This window comes from Actinoplanes sp. NPDC048988 (assembly GCF_043197815.1).
Lineage (GTDB): Bacteria > Actinomycetota > Actinomycetes > Mycobacteriales > Micromonosporaceae > Actinoplanes.
This window is the reverse complement of the sequence record NZ_JBICTW010000018.1, coordinates 159,997-184,693: the sequence shown is the minus strand read 5'-3', so window position 1 is coordinate 184,693 and position 24,697 is coordinate 159,997. Positions and strand designations below refer to the sequence as shown.

The following is a 24,697-nucleotide window of genomic DNA, read 5'->3' as shown; positions in this document are numbered from 1 at the left end:
CTAAGGTGATCGGGTGCCCGGTGCGCCGCTGTCTCCCATGCTCGCCACCGCCGGCGCGCTGCCGGCCGGGCCGGAGTGGAGCTACGAGTTCAAGTGGGACGGTGTCCGCGTTCTCGCGCTCTTCGCCGGTGGTGCACCCGACCTGTTCGCGCGCTCCGGCGCCGTGGTCACCGCCGCGTACCCGGAGATCGCCGACCTGCGCCTGCCGGAGGGCACGCTGCTCGACGGCGAGATGGTGGTGCTCGACGCGAAGGGCCGGCCGTCGTTCACCGCGCTGGCCGAGCGCATGCACGTCCGCGACAGCTCCAAGGCGGCCCGGCTGGCGGTGACGGCCCCCGTCACGTACATGATCTTCGATCTGCTTTACCACGACGGGCTGGACTACACCGGCCTGCCCTATCTGGCCCGCCGGGAGAAGCTGGAGGAGCTGGGCCTGGCCGGGCCACGCTGGATGGTGCCGCCGTCGTTCGGCGACGGCCCGGCGACCGAGGCCGCGGCGCGGGAGAACAGCCTGGAGGGCGTGGTCGCCAAGCGCACCGACTCGGTTTATCTGCCCGGAACCCGCTCTGGAGACTGGGTCAAGGTCAAATTTGACCGTACGGGCGACTACGTGATCGGTGGGTGGCGGGCCGGCGCCCGGAGGCTGGGCGGGCTGCTGGTGGGCGTACCCACGCCGGATGGGCTGGTCTTCCGGGGGCGGGTCGGCGGTGGCATCGGCGCCGCGGCCGAGAAGGAGCTGCTGTCGCGGTTGGAACCACGCGCCGCCAAGAGCTCACCGTTCGTGGCGGGCGCGGTGCCGCGTGAGGATTCGCGCGGGGCGCACTGGGTACGACCGGAGCTGGTGGTCGAGATCCGCTACGGCAACCGGACGCCGGACGGGCGCTTGCGCTTCCCCCGGTTCCTGCGGTTGCGGGACGACAAGACGCCGCCGGAGTGCGCGGAGGAGGACGAGGATGGCCGGTGACCGGCTCCCGGTCTCGATCGACGGCCGTGACCTGGAGCTCTCCAACCTCGACAAGGTGATGTACCCGGCCGCCGGGTTCACCAAGGGCGAGGTCATCGACTACTACTCGCGGATCGCGCCGGTGATGCTGCCGCACCTGGCCGGGCGCGCGGTCACCCGCATCCGCTTCCCGAACGGCGTCGACGGCGTCCACTTCTTCGAGAAGAACAAGCCCGGCGGTACGCCCGATTGGGTGCGCCTGGAAAGGCTGCCCGTTCCCGGGTCGACGAAGAGCCGCGAGACCATCGACTTCGTCGTGGTGGACGAGCTGGCCACCCTGGTCTGGCTGGCCAACCTGGCCGCGCTGGAGATGCACACCCCGCAGTGGCGGGTCGGCGAAGATCCCGACCTGCTCGTGGTCGACCTCGATCCGGGTGCGCCGGCCGGGCTGCGCGAGTGCTGCGCGGTCGCGGTGCTGATGCGCGACCGGCTGGCCGAGGACGGCGTCCAGGCGTGGCCCAAGACGTCCGGCAAGAAGGGGATGCAGCTCTGCTGCCCCATCTCCGGGACACAGAGTTCGGAGGTCGTGTCGGCGTACGCCAAGAAGGTCGCGGAAGAGCTGGCGGCGATGGTCCCCGGCTCGATCACCGCCAAGATGGCGAAAGCCATCCGTCCCGGCAAGATCTTCATCGACTGGAGTCAGAACGCGGCCGCGAAGACGACGGTGACCCCCTATTCGCTGCGCGCCCAGGAGCAGCCGACCGCCTCCACCCCGCTGCTGTGGGAGGAGGTCGAGGCCATCGCCACCGGCGACGAGGAGCCCCGGCAGTTCCGCTCGGACGAGGTGCTGGCCCGCGTCGAACAGCACGGCGACCTGCTCGAAGGCCTTCTGAATAAGGGGCCTGTCCTGCCGGCATAGACCTACTTGGTGTCGCAAGGTACCGTGTGGCGCATGGGAGATGTCTCGCAGTTGGCGACCGGACTGCGGCGGGGGACGCTCGAGTTCTGCGTCCTGGCGATGGTCGAGTATGAGGACCGGTACGGCAACGAGATCGTTCGCCGTCTCGGTGACGAGCCCAACCTGGCCGCCGGCGAGGGGACGATCTATCCGCTGCTCTCGCGCTTGCGCCGATCGGGTTGGCTGGAGAGCAAGTGGGTCGAGTCGCCGTCCGGGCCGCCCCGGCGCTACTACGGGCTGACCATGGCCGGCCGGTCCGCGCTCGAACACTTCCGCACGGAATGGGTTTCCTTCCGACAGACCGTGGACCGACTCGTGGGAACCGGTGAGGCCGCATGAAGACCAACAACACCGACGTCGTCGCCGAATATCTGCGCGAGGTCGACCAGCGACTGGCCGGGCTGCCCGTGCTCCAGCGCCGCGAACTGCTGGCCGACCTGGCCGCGCACATCGCCACCGAGCGCGACGAGCGCAACCTGGCGTCGGAGGGCGAGGTCATCGAGGTGCTCGAACGGCTCGGCACCCCGGAGGCGATCGCCGCGGCCGCGCACGAGGAGGCCGGCACCCGCCCGCGCCGGCCCGAGACCTTCTACCCGCCGCAGCAGCCGGCCGGCTTCTATCCGCCGTCGGCGCCGCCGGTGCCGCCGGCCCGGGCCCGGTCGGCCAACTGGACGCTGATCGCGCTGCTGGCCGGCGGCGCGATCGTCGTGCTGTTCGTGCTGTGCGGCTTCCTCGCACTCGCCGGTGGCCGCGACAGTGCGCCCGAGCCGGCCGAGATGAACGCCCCGCCACCGCCGACGCCGTCGGCCACCGCCGAGTCGAGGGACGTGCCGGCGCCCACCGTCACCGGCTGAGCCGCACGCCCGGAGGAACACCGTCAGTCGATCTGGGGCAGCGGCGGGCCGAGGACGTCGTCGGCGTCGACGATCGTGTAGGCGTAGCCCTGTTCGGCCAGGAAGCGCTGCCGGTGGGCCGCGTACTCGGTGTCGATCGTGTCGCGGGAGACGACCGTGTAGAAGTGGGCCTGGCGGCCGTCGGCCTTGGGGCGCAGCACCCGGCCCAGGCGCTGGGCCTCCTCCTGGCGGGAGCCGAACGTGCCGGAGACCTGGATGGCCACCGCCGCCTCGGGCAGGTCGATCGAGAAGTTGCCCACCTTGGAGATGACCAGGGTGCGCAGCTCGCCCGAGCGGAACGCGTCGAACAGGCGCTCGCGCTCCTTGTTCGTGGTCGACCCCTGCACGATCGGGGCGTCGAGGTACTCGCCCAGCTCGTGCAGCTGGTCGATGTACCCGCCGATGACCAGCACCTGCTCGCCCGGATGCTTGTCGACCAGGGCGCGCACGACCGGCAGTTTGGTACGCGCCGTGGCGGCCACGCGGTAGCGCTCCTCGGCCTCCGTGACGGCGTACGACATCCGCTCGGCCTCGGTCAGGGTGACCCGGACCTCCACACACTCGGCGGGGGCGATCCAGCCCTGCGCCTCGATGTCCTTCCAGGGCGCGTCGTACCGCTTCGGGCCGATCAGCGAGAACACGTCGCCCTCGCGCCCGTCCTCGCGGACCAGAGTGGCCGTGAGGCCGAGCCGGCGGCGAGCCTGGAGGTCGGCGGTGAACCGGAAGATCGGCGCCGGGAGCAGGTGGACCTCGTCGTAGACGACCAGGCCCCAGTCGCGGGCGCCGAACAGGTCGAGGTGGGTGAAGGCGCCGCCGCGGCGCGAGGTCAGCACCTGGTACGTGGCGATGGTGACCGGGCGGATCTCCTTGCGCTCGCCGCTGTACTCGCCGATCTCCTCCTCGGTCAGCGACGTCCGGGCGATCAGCTCCCGTTTCCATTGCCGGCCGGCCACCGTGTTGGTGACCAGGATGAGCGTGGTCGCCTTGGCCGTGGCCATCGCGGCCGCGCCGACCAGCGTCTTGCCGGCGCCGCAGGGCAGCACCACGACGCCGGAGCCGCCGGCCCAGAAGCCGTCGACCGCCTCCTGCTGGTACGACCGCAGCGTCCAGCCGTCCTCGGCCAGGCTGATCTCGTGGGCCTCACCGTCGACGTAGCCGGCCAGGTCTTCCGCCGGCCAGCCGAGCTTGAGCAGCGCCTGCTTGAGGCGGCCGCGCTCGGACGGGTGGACCACGATGGTCTCGTCGTCGATCTTCGCGCCGAGCATGCCGGCCAGCTTCTTCGACTTGGCCACCTCGATCAGCACGATCTTGTCGAGGCCGCGCAGGACGAGCCCGTTGTTGGGATCGTTCACCAGCTGGAGGCGCCCGTAGCGGTCCATCGTCTCGGCCACGTCGACCAGCAGCGCGTTCGGCACCGGGTAGCGCGAGAACTTGATCAGCGAGTCGACCACGCTCTCGGCGTCGTGCCCGGCGGCGCGGGCGTTCCACAGACCCAGGGGCGTCAGGCGGTACGTGTGTACGTGCTCGGGCGAGCGTTCCAGCTCGGCGAACGGGGCGATAGCCATCCGGCAGGCCTGCGCGTCCGGGTGGTCGACCTCGAGGAGAAGTGTCTTGTCGGATTGAACGATCAGCGGTCCGCCGCTCACGTGCACACCCTCCGAAGAGCAAACAACGACCCTCCAGTCTGACACGCGTGCAACCTTTTCGGCGGGGAGCGCGTTTGGGATACACGCGGGCCGCAACAGCATCGGGGGACTGCGGCCCGCGTTACTACTCCTGCTCGGGCACCGCCGCCGTGATCCGGTGCAGCGCGAACGTGTGCAGCGTCTCGGTCCGCTCGTCCTCGGCCCGCAGATATCCGGCACTCAGCGACACGGGCTTGACCAGGCGCGACAGCGTCGCCCCGTGCGAGTCGACATAACCGACCCAGACCCGGGCTTTTTCCCGTACGGCCTGTTGCAGCACCGCCATGGCCTGCCCGTGCTGCTGCACGGGAGTCAGTCCCGGCGTGCCCTGGCCGTTCGCCGCGCGCACGCCGACCGGCGCCCGCCGCGCGGCCCGGGTCGCGATGTCGCCCCGGCGGATCTGCTCCACCACCCCGGCCAGCCGCGGCCCGCCCAGAATGGGCGGCCCGGCGTGGTCGGCCGCCCGCGCCGCCACCGACGTACGGGTCGGAGCGCGCCGGACCTTCGGCCGGGTGAGCACGGCCGACCCGCCCGCGTCCTCGGCCACCGGGGCGAACCCGGCGTCGCGCAGCCCGCCCAGCAGCCGCGCCACCTGCAACGGGCTGACCAGCACGGTCGGCGCGATCTGACGCAGGCCCAGCGACACCAGGCGCTTGTCGGCCAGCACCTCGGCGATCAGCGCCTCGTCGTCGCTGCGCAGGTAGGAGCCGGCCGACCCGGCCCGCAGACCGCCGTGCTTACGGGCGGCGTCGTCGATCATGTACGTCAGCGTCTGCGGCACCGGCGTCCGCGACCGCCGCCGGAACAGGGTGTGCAGGTCTGCGGCGGTGTAGCCGACGTCGAGGGCCCGGCGCACGCTGGCCGTGGTCACCCGGAACACGCTCGCGCCACCGGCCGATTCCGGCTCGGCCACGACGTCCAGCTCGGCGGCGAGCTCGGGCTCGGGCGGGCCCGGCACGACCACCGACAGGTCGGCCTGCACCAGCACGTGGTCGACCGGGGCCGGAAGCAGCTTGTCCAGCACGCGGACCCCGTCACCCGGCGCCTCGGCCGCGCTGGCCGGCCGCACGCCCAGCGGATCGCTGTCGTCGATGTCCGGATCCTCGAGCAACAGGCGGCCGTACGACGTGATGGCCCCGAGCGCGGTCACCCCCAGCAGGGCGGCGCCGGTCAGGGCGTCGCGGTGGGTCGCCTCGCGGCCGCGGGCGCGGCGCGGGCTCTGCCAGGCGAGCAGGCCGAGCACCTCGTCGACGGCCGGCACCGTGCCCGGTTTGAGGTCGGTCAGCACCAGCAGGGCCTCCCGCCGGGCCTGCGGGGCGCCCGCCCGCTCGGCGTCCGGGGCCAGCGCGTTGATCGGCCGGTCCCGCTCGTCGCGCTGCCCGACCAGGCCCGGCTGCCGGGTCATCATCAGCCAGGCGCGGGCCAGCGCCGTCCAGCGCTGGGCGATGCTGAGCGCCCGCCACAGGTCGTAGGCCCCGGTCGGCAGGAAGATCTCGTCGACCGGGCCGCTGGCGCGGCTCACCGTCACCGAGCGGCCCGAACCGGCCACGTCGCTCTCGCCGAGCAGCCCCGCCGCGTACGCGATCTCGAGCAGCAGCGCCGCACCCGGCTCGTCCAGGCCGGCCCCGCGGGCCAGGCGCTTGAGATCCCGTACGCCGAGACCGCCGGCCCGCAGCACCGGAGCGGGCTCGGCCGCGAGCGCCTCCAGCAGCGCCTCGGTGCTGCGGACGGCCTCCATCGCCTGGCCCGCGCCGGCCGAGTCGACCGACTTCGGATCGCGGGCCGTGCCCTCGGGCAGCGGCGGGAACGGCCGCATCGGCCCGAGCGGCCCGGTGTCGCGGCGCAGCAGCATGCCGACCTCGCGGGGCAGCTCCACCAGCTCGCCGTCGGGGCGCGGGGACCGGCCGGCCTCGCTGATCGGCACCAGAATGTGCTGCTCGACCAGCCAGCGGACCGGCTCGGCGACGTCGGCGACCGAGTTGCGGCCCAGCGCGCCGATCGGGGGGCCCTCGGCCAGCCGGTCGAGCACGGCCCGCGCCGCGGGCGGGGCCGCGAGGACCGTACGCCGCAATTTGGCCTTGTCCGCGCAGAGCGCGGCGGTCCTCGGGTCGAGGAAGTCGGCTGGGCGGCCCAGACCGGCCGGGTAGGGCGAGGTGACCTCGTCCACGGCGCCGGTGACCTCGAGAGCGTCCTCGGGGCCGTGCAGCAGGAACCGGACCCGGAGACGGTCGATGGCGACGTGGACGTCGTCGGCGGCCACCCCGGCGGCCAGCTCGACGATGGCGCCGGCCGAGGTGAGGGCCGTCTCGGGCGAACGGGTCAGCCGGGCGGCGTCGAGGATCTGGAGGGTGAACTCGTCCAGGCCGTCCAGGCAGCGGGCGACCGAGCCGCGGGACTGCGCGCGGACGGCCAGGGCGGAGACGTCGGCGGGAACGGGCACGACGAGGTCGGGGCGCAGCTGAATCAGCGCGCTCAGCGCCTCGTCGGTGAGCGACCGGAGTTGATCGGCGAATGTGGTGGCCATCGTGTTCAACGCTAGCCGTCGTGGGACGATATTGAAGGGACCAGCCCGGCGGGCTGGCTCACTACCTCTCGTTGTTACGTGTAAGGGGAAGACCAGTGGCCGCTCAGAACAAGTTGCCGGGTACCGCCGTCGAGGGTGGCGCCGGACCGCGCCAGACCAAGTCGGCCGCCCCCCAGGGCCACATGGACGTCTCCGAGATCCTGTCCGACCGGGCCGCCGCGCCCTCGCCGTTCGGTGACGACCAGACCTTCCCGCTGCCGGTGAACCGCCTCAAGTACATCCCGTCGACCCCCGCGTGAGGCCGGCGGTCGGTTTCGATCTGGACATGACCCTGATCGACTCCCGGCCGGGCATCCGGGCCGCCTACCGGGCGCTGACCGAGCGCACCGGTGTGTTCGTCGACGCCGATCTGGTGGTCACCCGGCTCGGCCCGCCGTTGCGGACCGAGCTGCGTCACTGGTTCCCGGAGGACCGGATCGAGGAGACGGTCACCACCTACCGCGAGCTCTACGCCCAGTACGCGATCACGCCGACTGTGCCCATGCCGGGCGCCGTCGAGACGCTGGTCGCTGTACGGGACATGGGGTTGCGGGTCGTCGTGGTGACCTCGAAGCTGGGCCGGCTGGCCCAACTGCACCTCGACCACCTCGGCCTGGTGGCCGACGAGCTCGCCGGTGACCTGTTCGCCGAGGGCAAGGCGGCCGCGCTGACCGAGCACGGCGTGCGCTGGTACGCCGGCGACCACATCGGTGACATGGTCGCGGCGCGGACGGCCGGCGTGCCCGGCATCGGCGTGGCCACCGGTCCGTGCTCACCCGGCGAGTTGACCGCGGCCGGCGCCGCGTACGTTCTGCCGGACCTCAATGGCTTTCCGGCCCTCCTGCGTGAGATTGCAGTTGGGTCCGGGCCCACCGCTTAAGTAGCCTTGCGTCGAGCGGTTGTTTCCATTGAGTGAAGTTGAGGTCAGCGGTGCCCACGGGTCGAGTGAAGTGGTACGACGCGGCGAAGGGATTCGGCTTCGTCACCAGCGATGAGGGCGGCGACGTGTTCCTGCCCAAGGGCGCGCTGCCGGCCGATGTGGCCGAGTTGAAAACGGGACAGCGGGTCGACTTCGGCCTGGTGGACAGCCGTCGCGGTCCGCAGGCGATGGGCGTCAAGCTGATCGACGCGCCGCCGTCGCTGTCCGAGCTCCGCCGCCGCCCGGCGGAGGAGCTGCACAGCATGGTCGAAGACATGATCAAGGTGTTGGAGTCGCAGGTACAGCCCGGGCTGAGCCGCGGGCGGTACCCGGACAAGCGCACCGCGCAGAAGATCGCGCAACTGGTCCACGCGGTGGCGAAAGAGTTCGAGATCTAGGGCGCTTGCCCGCGGAGCGAAGCGAAGCCAGCTAGCTCAGCTTCACGGCCGGCGTCAAACCCGCCGCCGCCGCACGCTGCAACAGGGCGTCGGCGGCGGCGAGTCCGTCTTGGCCCAGCTCCAGCGTGAACTCGTTCACGTAGAGATTGATGTGCTGCTGTACGACGTCGGGCTCCATCTCCTGCGCGTTCGCCAGGATGAAGTCGCGGCTCGCGTCCGGGTCGGCCCAGGCCATGCTCACCGAGTTGCGGATCCACTCGGTCGCCTCGGCCGGGTCGACGGTGCCCTTCTTGGCCAGGATCGCGCCCAGCGGAATCGGCAGGCCGGTGTCGGCCTCCCACCACTCGCCGAGGTCGACGATCGAGGTCAGGCCGTACCGCTGATAGGTGAAGCGGGCCTCGTGGATGACCAGACCGGCGTCGTACGTGCCGTCGGCCACCCCCGGCATGATCTGGTGGAACGGAACCACCTCGATCTTCGCCGGCTGCTTGTCGGCCGCCCAGAGGCGGAAGAGCAGGTACGCGGTGGTGCGGTCGCCGGGGACGGCCACGGTCTTGCCGGTGAGGTCCTCGTCGCCGTTCTTGGTGAGAACCAGCGGACCGCAGCCGCGGCCGAGCGCGCCGCCGGTCAGGAGCAGGTCGTAGTCGTCGAGCAGCCACGGCAGGGCCGCGTAACTGACCTTGACCAGGTCGAACTCGCCCCGCTCGGCCGCCGTGTTGGTCACGTCGACATCGGCGAAGGTCAGATTGACCTCCGGTGCGCCCGGGATGAGCCCGTGCACGAGGGCGTGAAAGACGAACGTGTCGTTGGGACACGGCGAAACCGCGAGTGAAAGCGCCACGACGTCCACGCTAAACGGGGGACCGGTGGACAGCGGTGCACGACGCCTGTTCCCAATCCCACACTGAGCGCCACATGTCCCTCACGCTCGCGGTTCGCGGGGCGAGCGGCAAGCGTCACAGATCGTTGCCCACAGCGTTATCCACAGGTTGTCCACAAGGCGGCAGAAGCTGTGGATAACGCGGCGAAGGCTTCCTTGAGGCGCCAGGCGGCGCGGTCCCGGGGGCCGATCGGGTTCGAGATGGTGCGCAGCTCGGCGAAGGGGATGGTGAGATCCTGAGCCGCGGTGGCCACGCCGAAGCCCTCCATGGCCTCGGCCACGGCGTCGGGGAAAGCGGCGGCGAGGCGGTCGGCGGTGGCGGAGGTGCCGGTGACAGTGCTGAGGGTGAGGACGTCGCCGGTGATCGCGTCCGGGAGAGCTGTGGACAACTCCTTGATGAGCTCGGAGTCGGCGGCGACGTGGCTCGTGCCGAAGCCGAGCTCTTCGATCGACAGGAAACCGTCAGGGGACTCGGCGCCCAGGTCGGCGCAGATGCTCCGCACCCCCAGGACGGTCGCGCCGACGGGCGCCCGGCCAGGGAAGCCACCGGCGATCCCGGCCGAGATCACCGCGCGGTAGGTGCCGGTGGCGAGCAGGCGGGCGGTGCCGGCCGCGGCCGCGGCCGGGCCCACACCGACCGGCTCGACGACCACGTGATCGGGGTCGGCTCCGGCGCGTACGGCTTCGGCCTCGGCGGCCACGGCGGTGACCACCAGCAGGCGGCTCTTCTTCGTCAACGGGGGCCTCGCAGATATCGGGTGATCATGTCGACCAGTTCGTTCTCGACCGTCTCGACCGGGATGGCCCGAGGGGCGGCCATGAGCTTGTGGATGTTCGTCTCGACCGTGAATGTGATCAACTCGGCCGCGGTGCCGAGATCGCGTACGTGGACGTCGGGATGCCGCGCGAGGAGGTCGCGCACCTGGCCGACGCGGAGCTTCCCGTGCTGGTCGATCGTGTCGAGCAGCTCCTGGGAGAACGAGGCCTCCTCAATCATGATCCGCAGCAGCTGCGGGTCGTCGCCGTGGTTGTCGATCGCGTCGCGGACCAGCGCCCGCACCGCGGCCTCCAGGGTGCCGGGGGACAGGTCGAGCTCGTCGGCCCGCGTCCACACGCCGCGGTCGATGTGCCGGATCAGCAGCGCGGCCAGGATCGCGTCCTTGTTCGGGAAGTACTGGTACAGCGAGCCGATGGAGACGCGGGCGCGCTCGGCGATGCGATTGGTGGTGCCGGCGGCGTAGCCGTGCTCGGCGAAAACGTGAGCAGCGGCGGCCAGGATGCGCTCGCGGGTGAGCTCGGCGCGAACCTGCCGGGGCGTGCGACGTGGCTGAAGTCGCCGGTCGGCCGACGGCACGGATGGTCCTCCTCGGTGCGCGGAAAGCGAGTAGCCAGAGAGCTGAGCTATTGCTCACAATAGTGCTGTGAGCTGGGAAAACAAGAGGCATGTGTTGACTGCTGTCGACGAGGTCGAAGCGGCCGTGGGCCGCCCGGCGCCGATCATCGCGCTCAAACAGGTCAGTGCCCTGGACGACGGGTGCCGGGAGATTCTCGCCCGCTGCCCGGTTGCGGCCTTCGGCTATCGGGACGCGGCCGGCACGAGCCGGACGACCTTCGTCGGCGGCATGCCGGGATTCACCCGCGTCCATTCCCCGACGCGGATCTCATTCGCCCGGCCCGAGCGTGGCGAACCGCGCGGCCCGGTTTCGCTCTTCTTCCTCCTGCCCGGCGTGGGCGAGATCCTGCGCGTCAACGGCACGGCGACGGCCACGCGCAACGCGCGAACCACGATCGCGGTCGACGAGGCGTACGTGCATTGCGCCCAGGCCGTTCTGCGCTCCCGCCTGTGGCAGCCGGCCGTTCCGGCCGAGCCGGCCCCGGCCGTCGGCGGGGACGGGCCCCTGTACCGGCCCGGGGTCACCGAGTTCCTGGCCGCGGCGCCGTTCTTGGCCCTGTCGACCTGGGACTCCGCCGGTGGCAGCGACACGAGCCCTCGAGGAGACCGGGAGGCTGCGGCCCGCGTGCTGGACGGCCACACCCTGGTCATCCCGGACCGCAAGGGCAACAAACGCGCCGACACGCTGCACAACCTGCTCGCCGACGACCAGCTCTCGCTCGCCGCGCTCGTACCCGGTCGCGGCGGCGTGCTGCACGTCCGCGGCCGCGGCGCGATCACCGACGACCCCGCCCTGCTGGCGACGATGGCCCTGCGGGGCATGCCTCCGCAGCTGGCGCTGGTGATCGATGTCGAGCACGCCGAGGTGGTGGCCAACGACGCCGTGGCTCGCTCCCGGATGTGGAGCCCCGGCACACACCTCGACCGTGCCACCGCCCCCGACCTGATGGCGGTGGGCGCCGCACACTTGGCCGCCAACTCGGCCGGGGCGCCCACGTTCTTGTTGAGGGCGGTCCGGGCGATCCCGGGGATGACCCGGCTGATGCAACTGGTCATGAACCGGGCCTACCGCTCCGCGCTGCACAAGGAGGGCTACGAGGAGGTGCGGTCCGCGTTGCCCCCGGCCGGTGGCGGTGGGGCGGAGAGCCCGCTGCGGCCGGTACGCGTGGCCGAGGTGCGCCGGGAGTCGCCCAGCGCCGTCACCGTGGTGCTGGAGGACGCCGGTGAGCGACCGGGGCGGTTCGACTTCCGGCCCGGGCAGTTCTTCACGCTCGTGGCCGACCTCGACGGCGGCCAGCTACGGCGGGCCTACTCGGCCTCGTCGGCCCCAGGATCGTCCCGGCTCGAGATCACGGTCAAGCATGTGGAGGGCGGCCGGTTCTCCACCCATGTGCACACAGGGCTCCGGGCCGGGGACCACCTCGGGGTGCTCGGGCCGTCGGGATCCTTCCACTGCGAGTCACCGCCGCCGGCGGAGATGGTGCTCATCGCGGCGGGCAGCGGCGTGACGCCGATGATGAGCATGATCCGCACGCGGTTGGCCGATCCGGAGGACCGGGGCCGGATCGCGCTGCTCTACAGCAGCCGGCGCGCGGAGGAGATCATTTTCGCGGCCGAACTGAGCCGGCTGACGCGGGAATGCCCGGAGCGGCTGTCGGTCACCCATGTGCTGACCGAGCGGGAAGGACGGCTGGACGCGGGCGGCGTGCGCCGCTGGGTCGCCGGCCTGTCCCCGGGCGCGGACGCCCACTATTACGTCTGTGGACCGGAACCGCTGATGGACAGCGTCCGCGACGTCCTGGCCGGGTTGGGCGTGCCGCCGGCCCAGGTGCGCCACGAGCGCTACACGAGCGGGGCGGAGACCACCATCGCGACGACCGAGCCGCAGGAGATGACCGTCGAGCGGGACGGCCGGCCGGTCGGCGCGGTGATCGTCGAGCCCGGCCGCAGTCTGCTCGACGCGGGACTCGCGGGCGGCCTGCCGATGCCCTACTCGTGCACGGTCGGCAACTGCGGGGACTGCATGGTGCGGGTGCGCGGCGGCGAGATCGCGCAGAACGAGCCGAACTGCCTCACGGCGGCGCAGAAGGCCGACGGCTATGTGCTGACGTGTGTCGGCTTCCCGCTGTCGAAGGTCACCCTCGACATCGCCGAGCCCTGACTCAGCGGTCGTCGAAGTCGTCGGGTGCGGCCGAGCCGTTGGTGGGGTGGTCGGCCGAGGACGGGCGGTAGACGTGGAAGCCCGGCGGGGCGGCCGCGGGCTGCGGCGCCGGCGGCTCGGAGCTGGGTGCGGGCGGCGGGGACGGAGGCGTTGCGGGCTTGTCCTTGCCGCGGCCGAACCAGCGCTTCCTGCCGGCGTCCGGGTCGATCTTGGTAAGAGGATCGATCTTGGTGAGGGGGTCGACGCGGGTGGGCGGGTCGGCCTGGTGGCCTCGCGGGGCCGCCGGAGAGTTCGGCCGGGTGTGCTCGGGGATGGTGGGAGCGTCCGGCCACGGGTCGGTGGGCTCGGAGGAGCGCCCGGAGCCGGCACCGGCTGAGCTCCGGGCCGCGGGGCCGGCGGTGGCCGACCGCGGTGCACCCGGGCCGGTGGTGGCTGCGCCGGGGCCCGCGGACGCGGCGACGGGATCCAGGTCGGGGTCGCCGGCTCGGCCGCTCAGGCGTTCGTTGTGGAGGCGGGCCGCCACGAAGCCGGCCCGGGCGGCCGCGGCGACCGCCAGGAGGGCGGCGAGGGCGACGCCGACGCGGCCGGGCAGGGGGATCAGACCGATGCCGCCGCCCAGGACCCAGGCGATCATCAGGACCGTCTCGGAGTGGGAGAAGGCGCTCGCGCGCAGGCGTTCCGGGACGCGCTCCTGGATGGTCGCGTCGACGGCCAGCTTGGCTATGCCGCTGAAGACGGCCACGGTCAGGGCCAGCAGGGTGACCGTGGCCAAGCTGTAGAAGACCGTGGCCAGGACGCCGGCGCCGGCGGTGACCATCAGGCCGGCCGACTGGAGGGCCAGCGGTCGGCGGATGCGCAGGCGGGTGCCGACGGCCGTGGACAGGAACGTGCCGACGGCCAGGGCGCCGCCGATCACGCCGACCGCGCCCTTGTTGCCGATGTCGTTGCCCAGGACGGTCGTGTCCAGGTCGTTGGCCATGATCACGAAGGCCAGGAAGAGCAGGGTGAAGCCGTACAGCAGGCGCAGGCTGGCGCTGCCGATCAGGGTGGAGATCACCAGTCGGCCGGCGAGCGGGCGGTCTTCGCCGCGGCCCAGGCGCAGCATCGCCCGCCAGGGACGCGGGACGGCCTCGGGTGGCTCGGAGTCGGCGCGGGGTGGCAGGCGCAGGGAGATGACCATGCCGACGATGAACAGGATGGCGGCCACGCGCAGCGGCCACTGTGGGCCGATCTTGAAGGCGAGCAGGCCGAGCGGGGCCACCACGGCCCCGGCGAACGTGCCGTAGACGCTGGCCCGGGCGCCCACCTGTGACAGTCCGACGCCCTCGGGCAGGAGCCTGGGTACGGCGGCCGAGCGGGCCACGCCGTACGCCCGGGAAAGCGCGAGCACCCCGAAGGCCGCCGGATAGAGGCCCCAGCCGAAGAGGTGATCGGAGATCACGTAGGCCAGGAAGGCGCGGCCCAGCATGGTGACCGCGAGCGCGTAGCGGCGACCGTGCCGGAAATGGTCGAGCAGCGGGCCGACCACGGGCGCCAGTAGGGCGAACGGAACCATCGTGATCAGCAGGTAAAGGGCGACCTTGCTGCGCGCCTCGCCGAGCGGGACGTTGAAGAAGATCGTGCCGGCCAGGCCGATCGCGATCAGGGTGTCGCCGGCGCAGGAGATCGCGTGCAGGTCGAAGAGGCGGATCATGCCGACCTCGTTGGCCGCGCCCTTGGCCCGCGCCGTGCCGACCCGGCGGGTCGCCCACGCCCCGCCGCGCACGGAGCCGCGCACCAGCAGGCGGGCGGCCTTGATGCCGGAGCCGACGGTGCGCCCGAGGGAGGGAAGCACAGGCATGGGTTCCATCCTGACTGATCGAGGCCAGTGCTGTCCCGTTCCGGGTGCGCGGAATCCGGGGGAGTCGTTGCGGATCAGCCGCCCCGGTAGGGGACAATGGATAGGTGACGACTCGGACCACCACACGCGCCGCCCGACTCGACCAAGTTTGCGCCGATGCGGTCGGTGTCGCGCGCGGGGCAATCACCGAGGTGGATCCCGAGGATGTCGGGGACCACCTGGAAGCGATCGCCGAGGGCGACCGCGTGGTGACCCATTTCTTCGAGAGCCACCTGGCGGGCTACCGCGGCTGGCGCTGGGCCGTCACGGTGACCCGCGTGCCGCGCAGCCGGCATGTCACGGTCTGCGAGACCGTGCTGCTGCCCGGCCCCGACGCGCTGCTCGCCCCGGGCTGGGTGCCCTGGAACGAGCGGGTGCAGCCGGGTGACCTCGGTGTCGGCGATCTCATGCCGACCGCGCCCGACGACGAGCGGCTCGCCCAGGGTTACGTGCTCAGCGACGACCCCGCGGTCGAGGAGGTCAGCTGGGAGCTCGGCCTCGGCCGGTCCCGGGTGATGTCCCGCGAGGGGCGGATCGAGACGGCCCAGCGGTGGTATGACGGTGAGTCCGGCCCGGAGGCGCCGATCTCGGTCGCCGCGCCGCGCAACGCCCGCTGCGGCACCTGCGGCTTCTACCTGCCGCTGGCCGGGTCGCTGCGGTCCATGTTCGGCGTCTGCGGCAACCTCTACGCGCCCGACGACGGCCGCGCGGTGAGCTCCGACCACGGCTGCGGCGCCCACTCCGAGGCCCTGCTGGGCACGGCGGAGCAGCCGGTCGAGGAACTGCCCACGGTGTACGACGACAGCGAGGTCGAGTCGGTGGCGGTGAGCCGCGGTCACGGCTCGGTCGAGGACACCGAGCCCGCCGAGGAGCTCGGCCACAGCTAGGAAATGACGCGGAACTCGGCGTTGGTGATCGACCGGCGCCGCTTGCGGTGCCGGTCGTGCACGATCATCGTGATCAGGCCCGGGATGCCGACCAGGAACCCCGCGACGCAGATCTCCAGCCACCTGTCCGGGCCGTCGGCCAGCCACACGATCAGGGCGGCGATGGCGAAACCGGCCAGGCCGGCGAGCGCGAAGGGGACCATGGGTGGGTCCAGTGGCTCGACCGGGGGCTTGCGTTCAGTCACCTCGCCAGGATAGGTGCGCGGAGATCACCGGTGGGGTCTTGTGACCGGGCCGACATCGTTTCGTTTTTGCGCAGGTCATTGTTGCTGAGAGCATGACCCCCGACGTCTTCGATGATCGGGAAGGTTGCGCATGCTGACCGCGTTCGACCGCTTCTTCGAGATCTCGGCCCGGGGTTCGACGCTGGGGCGCGAGATCCGCGGTGGCCTGGCCACCTTCTTCACGATGGCCTACATCGTGGTCCTGAACCCGCTGATTCTCGGCGGCGGTGTCGACGGCGACAACAAGACGCTGCCGATCGCGGCCCTGGCCGCCGGAACGGCCCTGGTCGCCGGCGTCATGACGATCCTGATGGGTGTGGTCGCCCGGTTCCCGCTGGCGCTGGCCGCCGGCCTCGGCGTCAACGCGCTCGTGGCGTACGAGATCGCCCCGGAGATGACCTGGGCCGACGCCATGGGCCTGGTCGTCATCGAGGGCGTGCTGATCGCCATCCTGGTGCTCACCGGCCTGCGCACGCTGGTCTTCCGGGCCGTGCCGACGCAGCTCAAAACCGCGATCGGCGTCGGCATCGGCCTGTTCCTGATGATCGTCGGCCTGGTCGACGCGGGCTTCGTGCGCCGGGTGCCGGACGCGGCGAACTCGACGGTGCCGGTGGAGCTCGGCATCGGCGGCAAGCCGGCCGGCTGGCCCACCTTCGTCTTCGTCATCGGCCTGCTCTTCACGCTGATCCTCTTCGTGCGCAAGGTGCGCGGGGCGATCCTGATCGGCATCCTCGGCAGCACCGTGCTGGCGATCGTCGTCGAGGCGATCGCCCACCCGAAGACGTGGTCGCTGAACGTGCCGAAGCTGCCGGAGAAGATCGTCAGCTCGCCCGACTTCTCGCTGATCGGCCACTTCAACGTTCTCGACTCCTGGTCGCGGGCCGGCTGGCTGGTCGTCATCATGTTCATCTTCAGCCTGCTGATCACCGACTTCTTCGACACGATGGGCACCATGGTCGCGGTCGGCCAGGAGGGTGACCTGCTCGACGAGGACGGCAACCCGCCCCGGACGCGAGAGATCCTGCTCGTCGACTCGGTCGCGGCGGCCGCCGGTGGCGCGGCCAGCGTGTCCAGCAACACCTCGTACATCGAAAGCGCGGCCGGCGTCGGCGAGGGCGCCCGCACCGGCGCCGCCAACCTGGTCACCGGCGTGCTGTTCCTGCTGGCGATGTTCCTGTCGCCGCTGGTCTCGGTGGTGCCGTTCGAGGCGGCGTCGACCGCGCTGGTGGTGGTCGGCTTCCTGATGATCCTGTCGATCCGGCAGATCGACTGGACCGACTACACGATCGCGATCCCGGCCTTCCTGACGATCACGTTCATGCCGTTCACCTACTCGATCTCCAACGGCATCGGGGCGGGCGTCATCTCGTACGCCGTCCTCAAGATCGCCACGGGCCGGGCCCGCGAGATCCACCCGATCCTGTACGGCGTCGCGGCCCTGTTCGTCCTGTACTTCTTGAGGGGCCCGCTGGAGAGCTGGATCCTGTAACGGCGGTTACACGCGAAATCAATGTCGTTAGCCAAGCTCATTAGCTAAGCTAAGAATCGTGATGGAGTGGCCGGTGGCGGCTGAGCGCGGTCAAGAAGCCGAGCAGGGCACAGCTGAGGAGCTGGCCAGGACGCTGCGTGAGGCGATTCAGCGGCTGAACCGGCGCGTCCGGCAAGCCCGCCCGATCGGCGATCTGACGTTCAGTCAGCTGTCCGCGCTGACCAGCCTTCAGTTGGCCGGCGCGCTGACTCCTCGTGAGCTCGCCGATGTCGAGCGGGTCCAGCCGCCGACGATGACCAAGATCGTCGGCAAGCTGGAGGAGCGCGGGCTCGTCGTGCGCTCGCCGCATCCGACCGACGGCCGCCAGGTCATCCTGGCGGCCACGGAGGAGGGCCGGGCGGTGTACGCCCAGTTCGAGAAGGCTCGCAACGAATGGCTGGCCAACCAGCTGGCCGAGCTGACCCCCGGCGAACGGGAGATCCTGGCCCGGGCCACCGAGGTCCTGCAGAAGGTCTCGCGGGCCTGACGGTCCTCCTTCGGCGCGGCGCTTCGTCACGTGACGATGACGCGTACGACCGAACAGGAGGCACCACCCAGTGCGGTCAGTGCTCAACACCACCTTCAGCTCGCTGAAGGTTCGCAACTACCGGCTGTTCACGGCCGGCCAGCTGGTCAAGCTCGTCGGCGTGTGGATGATGTTCACCGCCCAGGACTGGCTCGTGCTGGACCTGTCGAACAATTCGCCGGGCGCGCTCGGGGCCGTGACCGCCCTGCAATTCCTGCCCGTCCTGCTGCTGACACTGTGGGGCGGCAAACTCGCCGACCGCTACGACAAGCGCAAGCTGCTGGTCGCGGCCAACGCCGTCTTCGCGGCCACCGCCATCGTCTTCGCGATCCTGGTCGCCTCCGGGCACGTCGTGCTCTGGCACGTGTTCCTGTTCGCCGGGCTCTTCGGCATCGCGAACTCCATCGAGACGCCGGTACGGCAGTCGTTCGTCTCCGAGCTGGTCGAGATGCCGCTGCTGCCGAACGCGCTGGCGCTCTCGGCGGCCACCTTCAACACGGCCCGGGTCGGCGGCCCGGCGCTGGCCGGCGTGGCCCTGGCGGTCTTCGACACCGGGCCGGTCTTCCTCATCGCGACCGCGCTGTCCATCGCGCCGGTGTTCAGCTACACCGCGATGCGCCCGCAGGAGCTGCTGCGATCCGCCCCGTCCGGCAAGAAGGACACCCGCATCCTGGACGGCTTGAAGTACGCGTACCGCAGGCCCGATCTCATGGTCCCGATCTGCCTGATGGCCGTCATCGGCATGATCGGCTTCAACTTCCCGGTGACCCTCGCGGCCCTCGCGAAAATCAATTTCCACGCCGGAGCGTCCTCCTTCGGGCTGCTCACCACGGCCCTCGCGGCCGGCGCGCTCTGCGGCGCCCTGGCCGGCAGCGCCCGCCGCAAGCGGCCCAGCGTCTACCTGGTCATCGGCGCGGCGCTGATCTTCAGCGTGCTCGAGTTCGCGGTCGGCTTCACACCCAACTTCGTGGTCGCCATGATCGTGCTCTTCCCGACCGGCTTCTTCTCGATTTTCCTGGCCCAGGCGGCCAACCACCGGGTCCAGATGGGCGTCGACCCCAAGTTCCGGGGCCGGGTCATGGCGCTCTACGTGCTGGTCTTCCTGGGTACGACGCCGATCGGCGCCTCCCTGGCCGGCTGGTGGGGCGAGAAGTACGGGGTGGCGTCGAGCATCTGGGTGGCCGGCATCGTCTGCTTCGTGGCCTCGGCGTTCGCCCTGGTGTGGCAGCTGCGCAGCAGCGGGGAACGGCTCGAGATGACGCTGCGGCCCCGGCCGCGCCTCACCCTGGTGCCGCCGTCCACCGCCGACGGCGCGGAGCCGGCGCTCGCCCGGGCCGCCTGACGGGTATTTGGCAGGCCAAGTCCGCCGAACGGGTATTCCAGTTCGGGGGGCCGCCGATTTAGCGTCTTCTGGTGGCCCTCGTGCACATTGCTGTGCTCACGGCGGCCCTCGTCGTTCTGATCTCCGTCCCGTACGCGGTGGCGACAGCGATCCGGCACGACGAGGCCCGCCGGCGGCGAGACGCGGCCCGGCACTCCCCGGAGAGCCGTGAGCTGCACCGTCTCGACCGGCATCTTCAGCGCAACGACCCCGTCGCGGCGCTGGCCCGGCGTGGCCCGGCGCCGATCGAACAGCTCGCCTTCGACCTGCGCCGGCTCCATCGCGAACAGCGGGGAGGCCTGTCCCTGGGCTCCCGGAAATGGACGGCGGCGGTGCTGTCGGCGTACGACGAAAGGCTCTGCATGGCCTGCGAATGCCTGGGCGTGCCGGAAAACCTGCGCCCCCTGGCCGGCATGGACCGTGAGCTGGAGCGGGTCCGCGTCGAGTGCGAGCTCGAGGCGGCCGGCTTGGAGCTCCGTTAGAGCGGCCAGGAGCCGATCTTGACGTACTGGCCGTTGTGGCTCAGGACCAGCGAGAACTCGGTCACCGGCCACGGCTCGCCCACGTAGTCGCCCAGGGCTTTCCGCAGGGCGCTGTCGGCGTGGTACGAGACGGTCAGATGCGGATGGAAGGCCCGGTCCTGGAGGGCGTACCCGGCCGTGGCCAAATCTTCCCGGATCCGTGTGTGCAACGTGGTCAGCTTGTCCCGGTCGCCGTCGACACCCAGCCACTCGGCGGCGCCGAACCGGCCGCTGCCGGCCAGGCGCAGCGTGAACGGGCCGGGAGAACGCACGGCGGCCAGAACCGCGGCGACCGGCTCCGGGGAGGGGACGTCACCCAGGAAGGCCAGGGTGACATGCCATTTCGCGGTCGGGGAGACCCGCCCGCCGGCCGGCAGCGCGCGCTGAAGGGCGTGCAGCTCGCCGGGCGGAGGGAAAACCGCTACGAAAAGACGGTTCAGGACGACTCACGGGCCGCGGGGCCGCCGCCGAAGAGCACATCGTCCCAGCTGGGGAGGCGCTTACGCGGCTTGGCCTCGTCGGTCTCGGAGGAGGCCTGCTGACCACCGCTCTGCTGGCCGACCGTGCGCCGCGGGCGCAGAACCGCCAGCGACGGAACGGCCGGCACCTCCTTGGGCAGGTCGGAGTCCTCGTCGAAGGCCGAGCCGGAACCCCCACCGAGCAGGGCGGCGGCACCACCGGCGACCGGCCGGCGCTGCTCGGACGGCCCACTGTCGAGGCTGCGTCCGGGCGTCTGGCCCAGCGGACGGTCGAGCGAGGCGAGCAGGGCGTCACGGCCGGCCCGGATCGGGTCACGGGCGGGGCGCTGGCTGGGCGTCTCGGCCGCGGGCAGGCCGTGCCCGCCGCGGGTGGGCTCGGCCGACCGCGACGGACCGGGCAGGCCGTGACCGCCGCGCTCGGTGAAAGCCCGCTCGGGCGCGGGCTCCTGGCCGAGAATCTGGGTGGGGCGCTCGGCGCACAGGTACTGCGCCATGTCGTCGTGGGGCGAGACAACCTGGCGGCCCTTGTCGAGGTCCCAGATGGCCTGCGCCGTGGCCTTGCCGGACGGCCAGGTGGCGACGATGCGCCACGTGCCGTCCTCACGCCGGAACGCGTCCCAGGAGATCTTCTCGGTGTCGATGCCGTGCTGGGCCAGGCGGCTGTCGACCACCTCGGCCAGCGGGGCACCGGAATCCGACGTCTTCAACCGGGTACGGCGCGCGTGCTGCGCCAGCATGGCGCGCTCCTGGAGCACCGGACCGGCATACCGCAGAACACGGTCGACCGGAACGCCGGCGATACGCGCGACATCCTCGGCGGACTCGCCCTGCCGGATGCGGGCCTGAATGTCACGAGGCGAGAGCGAGGCCTGCTGCGCCTCGGGCGTCATGACGGCCACGGCCGTGCCCGCGGGGGCGGCGTGGCCCTCGTGGGTGAGCGCACCGTGGACCCGGTCGTCGATGGGAAGAGCCAGGAGCCGGCCGACCTCGTCGGCGAGCACCATGGCCTGACCGTCCTCGGAGAGGGCGACGAAGCGTACCGGCCGCATGCGTTGCCTCCGTCCCGTCGCGTTGGCCCGTGCTCCCGAGACTCAGCCACCCGGGCGCGTTTCGGAACACGGTACGCTCCCCGGTCACCCGATGGGGGTAAGCCACGCCGGGCAACTTCGCTGAGCTGCAATGATCATGAAAAACCCGCAGAGGTACGCGTCGCCGAGTGACCAAAAGCACTGGCACTCCACCGTGCCCCACAGCGCGGCGCGCTGCAACTCAAGGCCGCGGCGCGGCTCTCGCGTTGTTGCATGGCCAACCCGGGCCACGGCCCGGCAGCTCGCGGCGTCCCTCGCCGGCGGCACTTACTTCCAGCACTGTCCCGGCTTGCGGTACTTCCCCGTGCGGCGTCCCTTGCTGGTAGCGCTCTCGGCTGCGGTACTGCCCCTCGCGCGTCTCTCGCTCTCGGCGCCTCTGGCTCTCGGCGCCTCTGGCTCTCGGCGCCTCTGGCTCTCGGCGCCTCTGGCTCTCGGCGCCTCTGGCTCTCGGCGCCTCTCGTTCGCAGCGCTTGCTTCCGGCGCCGAACCCGCTCGTGTCGTCTCGTCCGCAGCGCTTGCTTCCAGCACCGCCGGCCTTGCGGCACTTCCGTTCGCGGGTCTCTCGTTTCGGGCCGGCCCTGGTTCGCGGCGCCTGCCTTCGGCATCGCCCGGCTGCGGCACTTCCGCTGGCGGCGCCCGTCGTTTCGTGCCGGCTCTGGCTCTGGCTCCGGCTCACTTCCAGCACCGCCCGGTTTGCGGCACGTCCGATCGCGCCATCCCTCGCTTTGCGACGTCACTGGTTCGCAGCGCTTGCCTTTAGCGTCTCCGCTCGCGGGGCTTGCGCTTGCGGGGCTTGCGCTTGCGGGGCCGTTGTTCGCAGTTCGGCTGTCGGTTCGTTAGCGCGTCTTCGAGGGATGCGTGCGGTTATCCACACTCGTGTTTTGTCCACAGGATGGGGACACGATCTTGGTGGGATCCGCGAAAGTGGCTCTCGTGGTGGGGGTCCCCCTTGGGAGGGCGGGCTGTGTGGGGTGGGGGCGGGTCAGAGGCGCTCGACGACGTAGTCGATTGAGGTGGTCAGGGCGGTTACGTCGGAAGGCTCGACGGTGGGGTAGAGGGCCACCCGCAGCTGGTTGCGGCCCAGCTTGCGGTAGGGCTCGGTGTCGACGATGCCGTTGGCGCGCAGGATCTTGGCCAGGTGGGCGGCGTCGATGTCCTCGGTGAAGTCGATCGTGGCTACGGCCGCTGAGCGCAGCGCCGGGTCGGTCACGAACGGTGTGGCGTACGTGGACTTGTCGGCCCAGCCGTAGATGGCGGCCGCGCTCTCCGCGCTGCGCTTGACCGCCCAGGCCAGGCCGCCCTGTGCGTTCATCCAGTCGAGCTGTTCGGCGGCCAGGTAGACCGTGGCCAGGGCCGGCGTGTTGTACGTCTGCTCGAGGCGGGACTGTTCGATGGCGGTCACCAGGTCGAGGAACTGCGGGATGTAGCGGCCCGTCGCCTTGATCTCGAAGGCTCGTTCGAGGGCGGCCGGTGACATCAGGGCCATCCACAGGCCGCCGTCGGAGCCGAGGGCTTTCTGGGGGGCCAGGTAGTAGACGTCGGTTTCGCGCAGGTCGACGTCGAGGCTGCCGCCGCCCGAGGTGGCGTCGGTGAGGTGCAGGGCGCCCTCGTCGGCGCCGGGGACGCGGCGGACGGGTACGGCCACGCCGGTCGAGGTCTCGTTCTGGACTGAGGCGTACGTGTCGACGCCCGATTCGGCTGTCAGGTAGGCCGCCTGGCCGCCGGGGGCCTTGTGGATCGTCGGGGTGCTCAGGAAGGGGGCGTCGCTGACGGCCTTCGCGAACTTCGCGCCGAACTCGCCGAATTCGGCGAACTGGGCCCGGTCGCGGATCAGGCCGAACGTCGCGACCTCCCAGAACGCGCTGGTGCCGCCGTTGGCGATGATCACCTCGTACCCGTCGGGGATCGAGAAGAACTCGGCGAGGCCGCGCCGCAGGCGGGCCACCTGGTCCTTGACGGTCTTCTGCCGGTGGGACGTGCCGAGGAACGTGCGGGACACCGCGGACAGCGACTCGACGCCCTCGGGGCGCACCTTGCTCGGCCCGGAGCCGAAGCGCCCGTCGACCGGCTTGATCTCGTCAGGAATCCGGATGTCAGTCACGCAGAGCATTATGCGCGGAGCTTGTCCCAGCCTTCGACCTGCTGCGGCTTGCGGACCTGCGGTCCCACATAGTGAGCGTGCGGGCTCACGACGCGGCCGAGGCGTTTCTGTTCGAGGATGTGCGCGCTCCAACCGGCGACCCGGGCGCAGGTGAACATGGAGCTGAACATGTGGCCGGGTACCTCGGCGAAGTCGAGGATCACGGCCGACCAGAATTCGACGTTCGTCGGCAGGGGCCGGTCCGGCTTGCGGGCCTGCAACTCGGCCAGGGCGGCCTGTTCGAGCGCGATGGCCACCTCGTAGCGTGGCGCGCCCAGCTCGCGGGCCGTGCGTTTGAGGACGCGGGCCCGGGGGTCCTCGGCGCGGTAGACCCGGTGGCCGAAGCCCATCAGGCGCTCGCCACGATCGAGGACACCTTTCACGTACGCCTCGGCGTCGCCGGTCCGTTCGACCTCCTCGAGCATGTGCAGCACGCGGGCCGGTGCGCCGCCGTCGAGGGGGCCGGAGAGCGCGCCGATGCCGGACGAGATGCAGGCGGCCACGTCGGCGCCGGTCGAGGCGACCACCCGGGTGGTGAAGGTGGAGGAGCTCAGGCCGTGTTCGGCGGCGGAGATGAAGTACGCGTCGACCGCCTTGACGTGCTTGGGGTCGGGTTCGCCGCGCCAGCGCCGCATGAAGCGCTCGACGATCGTGCCGGCCTTGTCGATGTCTTTCTGCGGTACGGCGGGCAGGCCGAGCCCGCGCGCGGCCTGCGCGACGAACGACAGCGCGGTCACCGACACCCGGGCCAGGTCGCGGCGGGCCTGATCGTCGTCGATGTCGAGCAGCTGGCTCAGGCCCCAGTACGGCGCCAGCATGGCCACCGCGGACTGCACGTCGACGCGGATGTCGCCCGAGTGCACCGGCACCGGGAACGGCTCGGCGGGCGGCAGGCCGGGCCCGAACCGGCCGTCGACCAGCAGCCCCCAGACGTCACCGAAGGAGACCTGGCCGATCAGGTCCTCGATGTCGACGCCGCGGTACCGCAGCGCGCTACCGTCCCGATCCGGCTCGGCGATCTCGGTCTCGAAAGCCACGACTCTCCCTGGGGGCGAATGCTGTAGGTGTTTCATCTTGCTCGCTGGGTAACGGCAGGTCGACACCGCATGATGCGCTCGGTATGTGCTCTGTGCGACACCCATCCTCACCGACCTGACGTGGCGGGCGAGGGGACTTACGGTCGTTGCGTGA

Annotated in this window: 24 protein-coding genes; 13 read left to right on the top strand and 11 right to left on the bottom strand. The window is 71.2% G+C overall.

Annotated features, from left to right (window positions below; translation table 11 throughout):
* Positions 1–13 precede the first annotated feature (13 nt).
* From ligD (ACGFJ7_RS38785) to ACGFJ7_RS38770, 4 genes are read left to right on the top strand one after another with little or no spacing between them, the layout of a single operon-like run.
* The gene (gene ligD / locus ACGFJ7_RS38785) at positions 14–964 is read left to right on the top strand and encodes a non-homologous end-joining DNA ligase (RefSeq protein ID WP_360246455.1); all 951 of its coding nucleotides are present in this window, start codon (positions 14–16) and stop codon (positions 962–964) included.
* A complete protein-coding gene (gene ligD / locus ACGFJ7_RS38780) occupies positions 954–1,862 on the top strand; it encodes a non-homologous end-joining DNA ligase (RefSeq protein WP_360246453.1) in 909 nt (302 codons plus the stop codon). The genes ligD (ACGFJ7_RS38785) and ligD (ACGFJ7_RS38780) overlap by 11 nt, the downstream gene beginning before the upstream one ends.
* A gap of 33 nt (positions 1,863–1,895) precedes the next feature.
* Positions 1,896–2,240, top strand: coding sequence for a PadR family transcriptional regulator (locus ACGFJ7_RS38775; protein ID WP_360246451.1), 345 nt, complete (start codon positions 1,896–1,898; stop codon positions 2,238–2,240).
* Positions 2,237–2,755 carry an HAAS signaling domain-containing protein gene (locus ACGFJ7_RS38770; RefSeq protein WP_360246449.1) on the top strand — a complete coding sequence of 173 codons (519 nt, stop codon included), beginning with the start codon at positions 2,237–2,239 and terminating at the stop codon, positions 2,753–2,755. The genes ACGFJ7_RS38775 and ACGFJ7_RS38770 overlap by 4 nt, the downstream gene beginning before the upstream one ends.
* Before the next feature lie 23 nt (positions 2,756–2,778).
* Here ACGFJ7_RS38770 and ACGFJ7_RS38765 read toward each other — a convergent pair whose 3' ends face one another.
* Together ACGFJ7_RS38765 and ACGFJ7_RS38760 are read right to left on the bottom strand one after the other, a co-directional pair.
* A complete protein-coding gene (locus ACGFJ7_RS38765) occupies positions 2,779–4,440 on the bottom strand; it encodes a DNA repair helicase XPB (RefSeq protein ID WP_360246447.1) in 1,662 nt (553 codons plus the stop codon).
* Positions 4,441–4,564: 124 nt separating this feature from the next.
* Positions 4,565–7,003 carry a helicase-associated domain-containing protein gene (locus ACGFJ7_RS38760; RefSeq protein ID WP_392646912.1) on the bottom strand — a complete coding sequence of 813 codons (2,439 nt, stop codon included), beginning with the start codon at positions 7,001–7,003 and terminating at the stop codon, positions 4,565–4,567.
* Positions 7,004–7,098: 95 nt separating this feature from the next.
* Here ACGFJ7_RS38760 and ACGFJ7_RS38755 point away from each other — a divergent pair, with 95 nt between their 5' ends.
* Genes ACGFJ7_RS38755 through ACGFJ7_RS38745 form a run of 3 tightly spaced genes read left to right on the top strand, consistent with a single transcriptional unit; the run spans position 7,099 to position 8,359 of the window.
* Positions 7,099–7,302, top strand: coding sequence for a hypothetical protein (locus tag ACGFJ7_RS38755; RefSeq protein WP_360246443.1), 204 nt, complete (start codon positions 7,099–7,101; stop codon positions 7,300–7,302).
* A complete protein-coding gene (locus tag ACGFJ7_RS38750; RefSeq protein WP_392646910.1) occupies positions 7,299–7,922 on the top strand; it encodes an HAD family hydrolase in 624 nt (207 codons plus the stop codon). The genes ACGFJ7_RS38755 and ACGFJ7_RS38750 overlap by 4 nt, the downstream gene beginning before the upstream one ends.
* A gap of 50 nt (positions 7,923–7,972) precedes the next feature.
* A complete protein-coding gene (locus ACGFJ7_RS38745; protein ID WP_360246439.1) occupies positions 7,973–8,359 on the top strand; it encodes a cold shock domain-containing protein in 387 nt (128 codons plus the stop codon).
* A 31-nt stretch (positions 8,360–8,390) separates the two neighbouring features.
* Here ACGFJ7_RS38745 and ACGFJ7_RS38740 read toward each other — a convergent pair whose 3' ends face one another.
* From ACGFJ7_RS38740 to ACGFJ7_RS38730, 3 genes are all read right to left on the bottom strand, one after another.
* Positions 8,391–9,200 (bottom strand): 1,4-dihydroxy-6-naphthoate synthase, encoded by an 810-nt coding sequence (locus tag ACGFJ7_RS38740; RefSeq protein ID WP_360246437.1) that lies wholly within the window; start codon positions 9,198–9,200, stop codon positions 8,391–8,393.
* 137 nt (positions 9,201–9,337) lie between these two features.
* Positions 9,338–9,976, bottom strand: coding sequence for a futalosine hydrolase (locus ACGFJ7_RS38735; protein WP_360246435.1), 639 nt, complete (start codon positions 9,974–9,976; stop codon positions 9,338–9,340).
* Entirely contained in the window at positions 9,973–10,593 is a 621-nt protein-coding gene (locus ACGFJ7_RS38730) for a TetR/AcrR family transcriptional regulator (RefSeq protein WP_360246433.1), read from the bottom strand. The genes ACGFJ7_RS38735 and ACGFJ7_RS38730 overlap by 4 nt, the downstream gene beginning before the upstream one ends.
* 91 nt (positions 10,594–10,684) lie before the next feature.
* Here ACGFJ7_RS38730 and ACGFJ7_RS38725 point away from each other — a divergent pair, with 91 nt between their 5' ends.
* Positions 10,685–12,793: a 2Fe-2S iron-sulfur cluster-binding protein gene (locus ACGFJ7_RS38725; protein WP_392646909.1), complete on the top strand. Its 2,109-nt coding sequence runs from the start codon at positions 10,685–10,687 to the stop codon at positions 12,791–12,793.
* Position 12,794: 1 nt separating this feature from the next.
* On the opposite strand, the gene ACGFJ7_RS38720 is transcribed toward ACGFJ7_RS38725, so the two are convergent.
* Positions 12,795–14,633 (bottom strand): MFS transporter, encoded by a 1,839-nt coding sequence (locus ACGFJ7_RS38720; protein ID WP_392646907.1) that lies wholly within the window; start codon positions 14,631–14,633, stop codon positions 12,795–12,797.
* A gap of 104 nt (positions 14,634–14,737) precedes the next feature.
* Here ACGFJ7_RS38720 and ACGFJ7_RS38715 point away from each other — a divergent pair, with 104 nt between their 5' ends.
* On the top strand, positions 14,738–15,559 hold the full coding sequence (locus ACGFJ7_RS38715) for a DUF3027 domain-containing protein (protein ID WP_360246427.1): 822 nt from the start codon (positions 14,738–14,740) through the stop codon (positions 15,557–15,559).
* Here the strand turns inward: ACGFJ7_RS38715 and ACGFJ7_RS38710 are convergent.
* Positions 15,556–15,804, bottom strand: a complete 249-nt coding sequence (locus ACGFJ7_RS38710; RefSeq protein ID WP_360246425.1) for a DUF2530 domain-containing protein — start codon at positions 15,802–15,804, stop codon at positions 15,556–15,558. The genes ACGFJ7_RS38715 and ACGFJ7_RS38710 overlap by 4 nt on opposite strands.
* Before the next feature lie 130 nt (positions 15,805–15,934).
* Between ACGFJ7_RS38710 and ACGFJ7_RS38705 the strand changes: the two genes are divergently transcribed.
* The 4 genes from ACGFJ7_RS38705 (at position 15,935) to ACGFJ7_RS38690 (ending at position 19,760) form a co-directional block, all read left to right on the top strand.
* Positions 15,935–17,332, top strand: a complete 1,398-nt coding sequence (locus tag ACGFJ7_RS38705; RefSeq protein ID WP_360246423.1) for an NCS2 family permease — start codon at positions 15,935–15,937, stop codon at positions 17,330–17,332.
* A gap of 61 nt (positions 17,333–17,393) precedes the next feature.
* A complete protein-coding gene (locus tag ACGFJ7_RS38700) occupies positions 17,394–17,858 on the top strand; it encodes a MarR family winged helix-turn-helix transcriptional regulator (RefSeq protein WP_392646944.1) in 465 nt (154 codons plus the stop codon).
* 70 nt (positions 17,859–17,928) lie between these two features.
* Entirely contained in the window at positions 17,929–19,239 is a 1,311-nt protein-coding gene (locus ACGFJ7_RS38695; protein ID WP_360246422.1) for an MFS transporter, read from the top strand.
* 71 nt (positions 19,240–19,310) lie between these two features.
* A complete protein-coding gene (locus ACGFJ7_RS38690; RefSeq protein ID WP_360246420.1) occupies positions 19,311–19,760 on the top strand; it encodes a hypothetical protein in 450 nt (149 codons plus the stop codon).
* Here ACGFJ7_RS38690 and thpR read toward each other — a convergent pair.
* The 4 genes from thpR to ACGFJ7_RS38670 form a co-directional block, all read right to left on the bottom strand.
* Positions 19,757–20,239: an RNA 2',3'-cyclic phosphodiesterase gene (gene thpR, locus ACGFJ7_RS38685; RefSeq protein WP_392646942.1), complete on the bottom strand. Its 483-nt coding sequence runs from the start codon at positions 20,237–20,239 to the stop codon at positions 19,757–19,759. The genes ACGFJ7_RS38690 and thpR overlap by 4 nt on opposite strands.
* Positions 20,236–21,327 carry a septation protein SepH gene (gene sepH, locus ACGFJ7_RS38680; protein ID WP_392646904.1) on the bottom strand — a complete coding sequence of 364 codons (1,092 nt, stop codon included), beginning with the start codon at positions 21,325–21,327 and terminating at the stop codon, positions 20,236–20,238. Before sepH ends, thpR begins: the two co-directional genes overlap by 4 nt.
* A gap of 1,021 nt (positions 21,328–22,348) precedes the next feature.
* Positions 22,349–23,476: a phosphoserine transaminase gene (gene serC, locus ACGFJ7_RS38675; protein ID WP_360246417.1), complete on the bottom strand. Its 1,128-nt coding sequence runs from the start codon at positions 23,474–23,476 to the stop codon at positions 22,349–22,351.
* Positions 23,476–24,579 (bottom strand): citrate synthase 2, encoded by a 1,104-nt coding sequence (locus tag ACGFJ7_RS38670; RefSeq protein WP_360246415.1) that lies wholly within the window; start codon positions 24,577–24,579, stop codon positions 23,476–23,478. The genes serC and ACGFJ7_RS38670 overlap by 1 nt, the downstream gene beginning before the upstream one ends.
* Positions 24,580–24,697 lie beyond the last annotated feature (118 nt).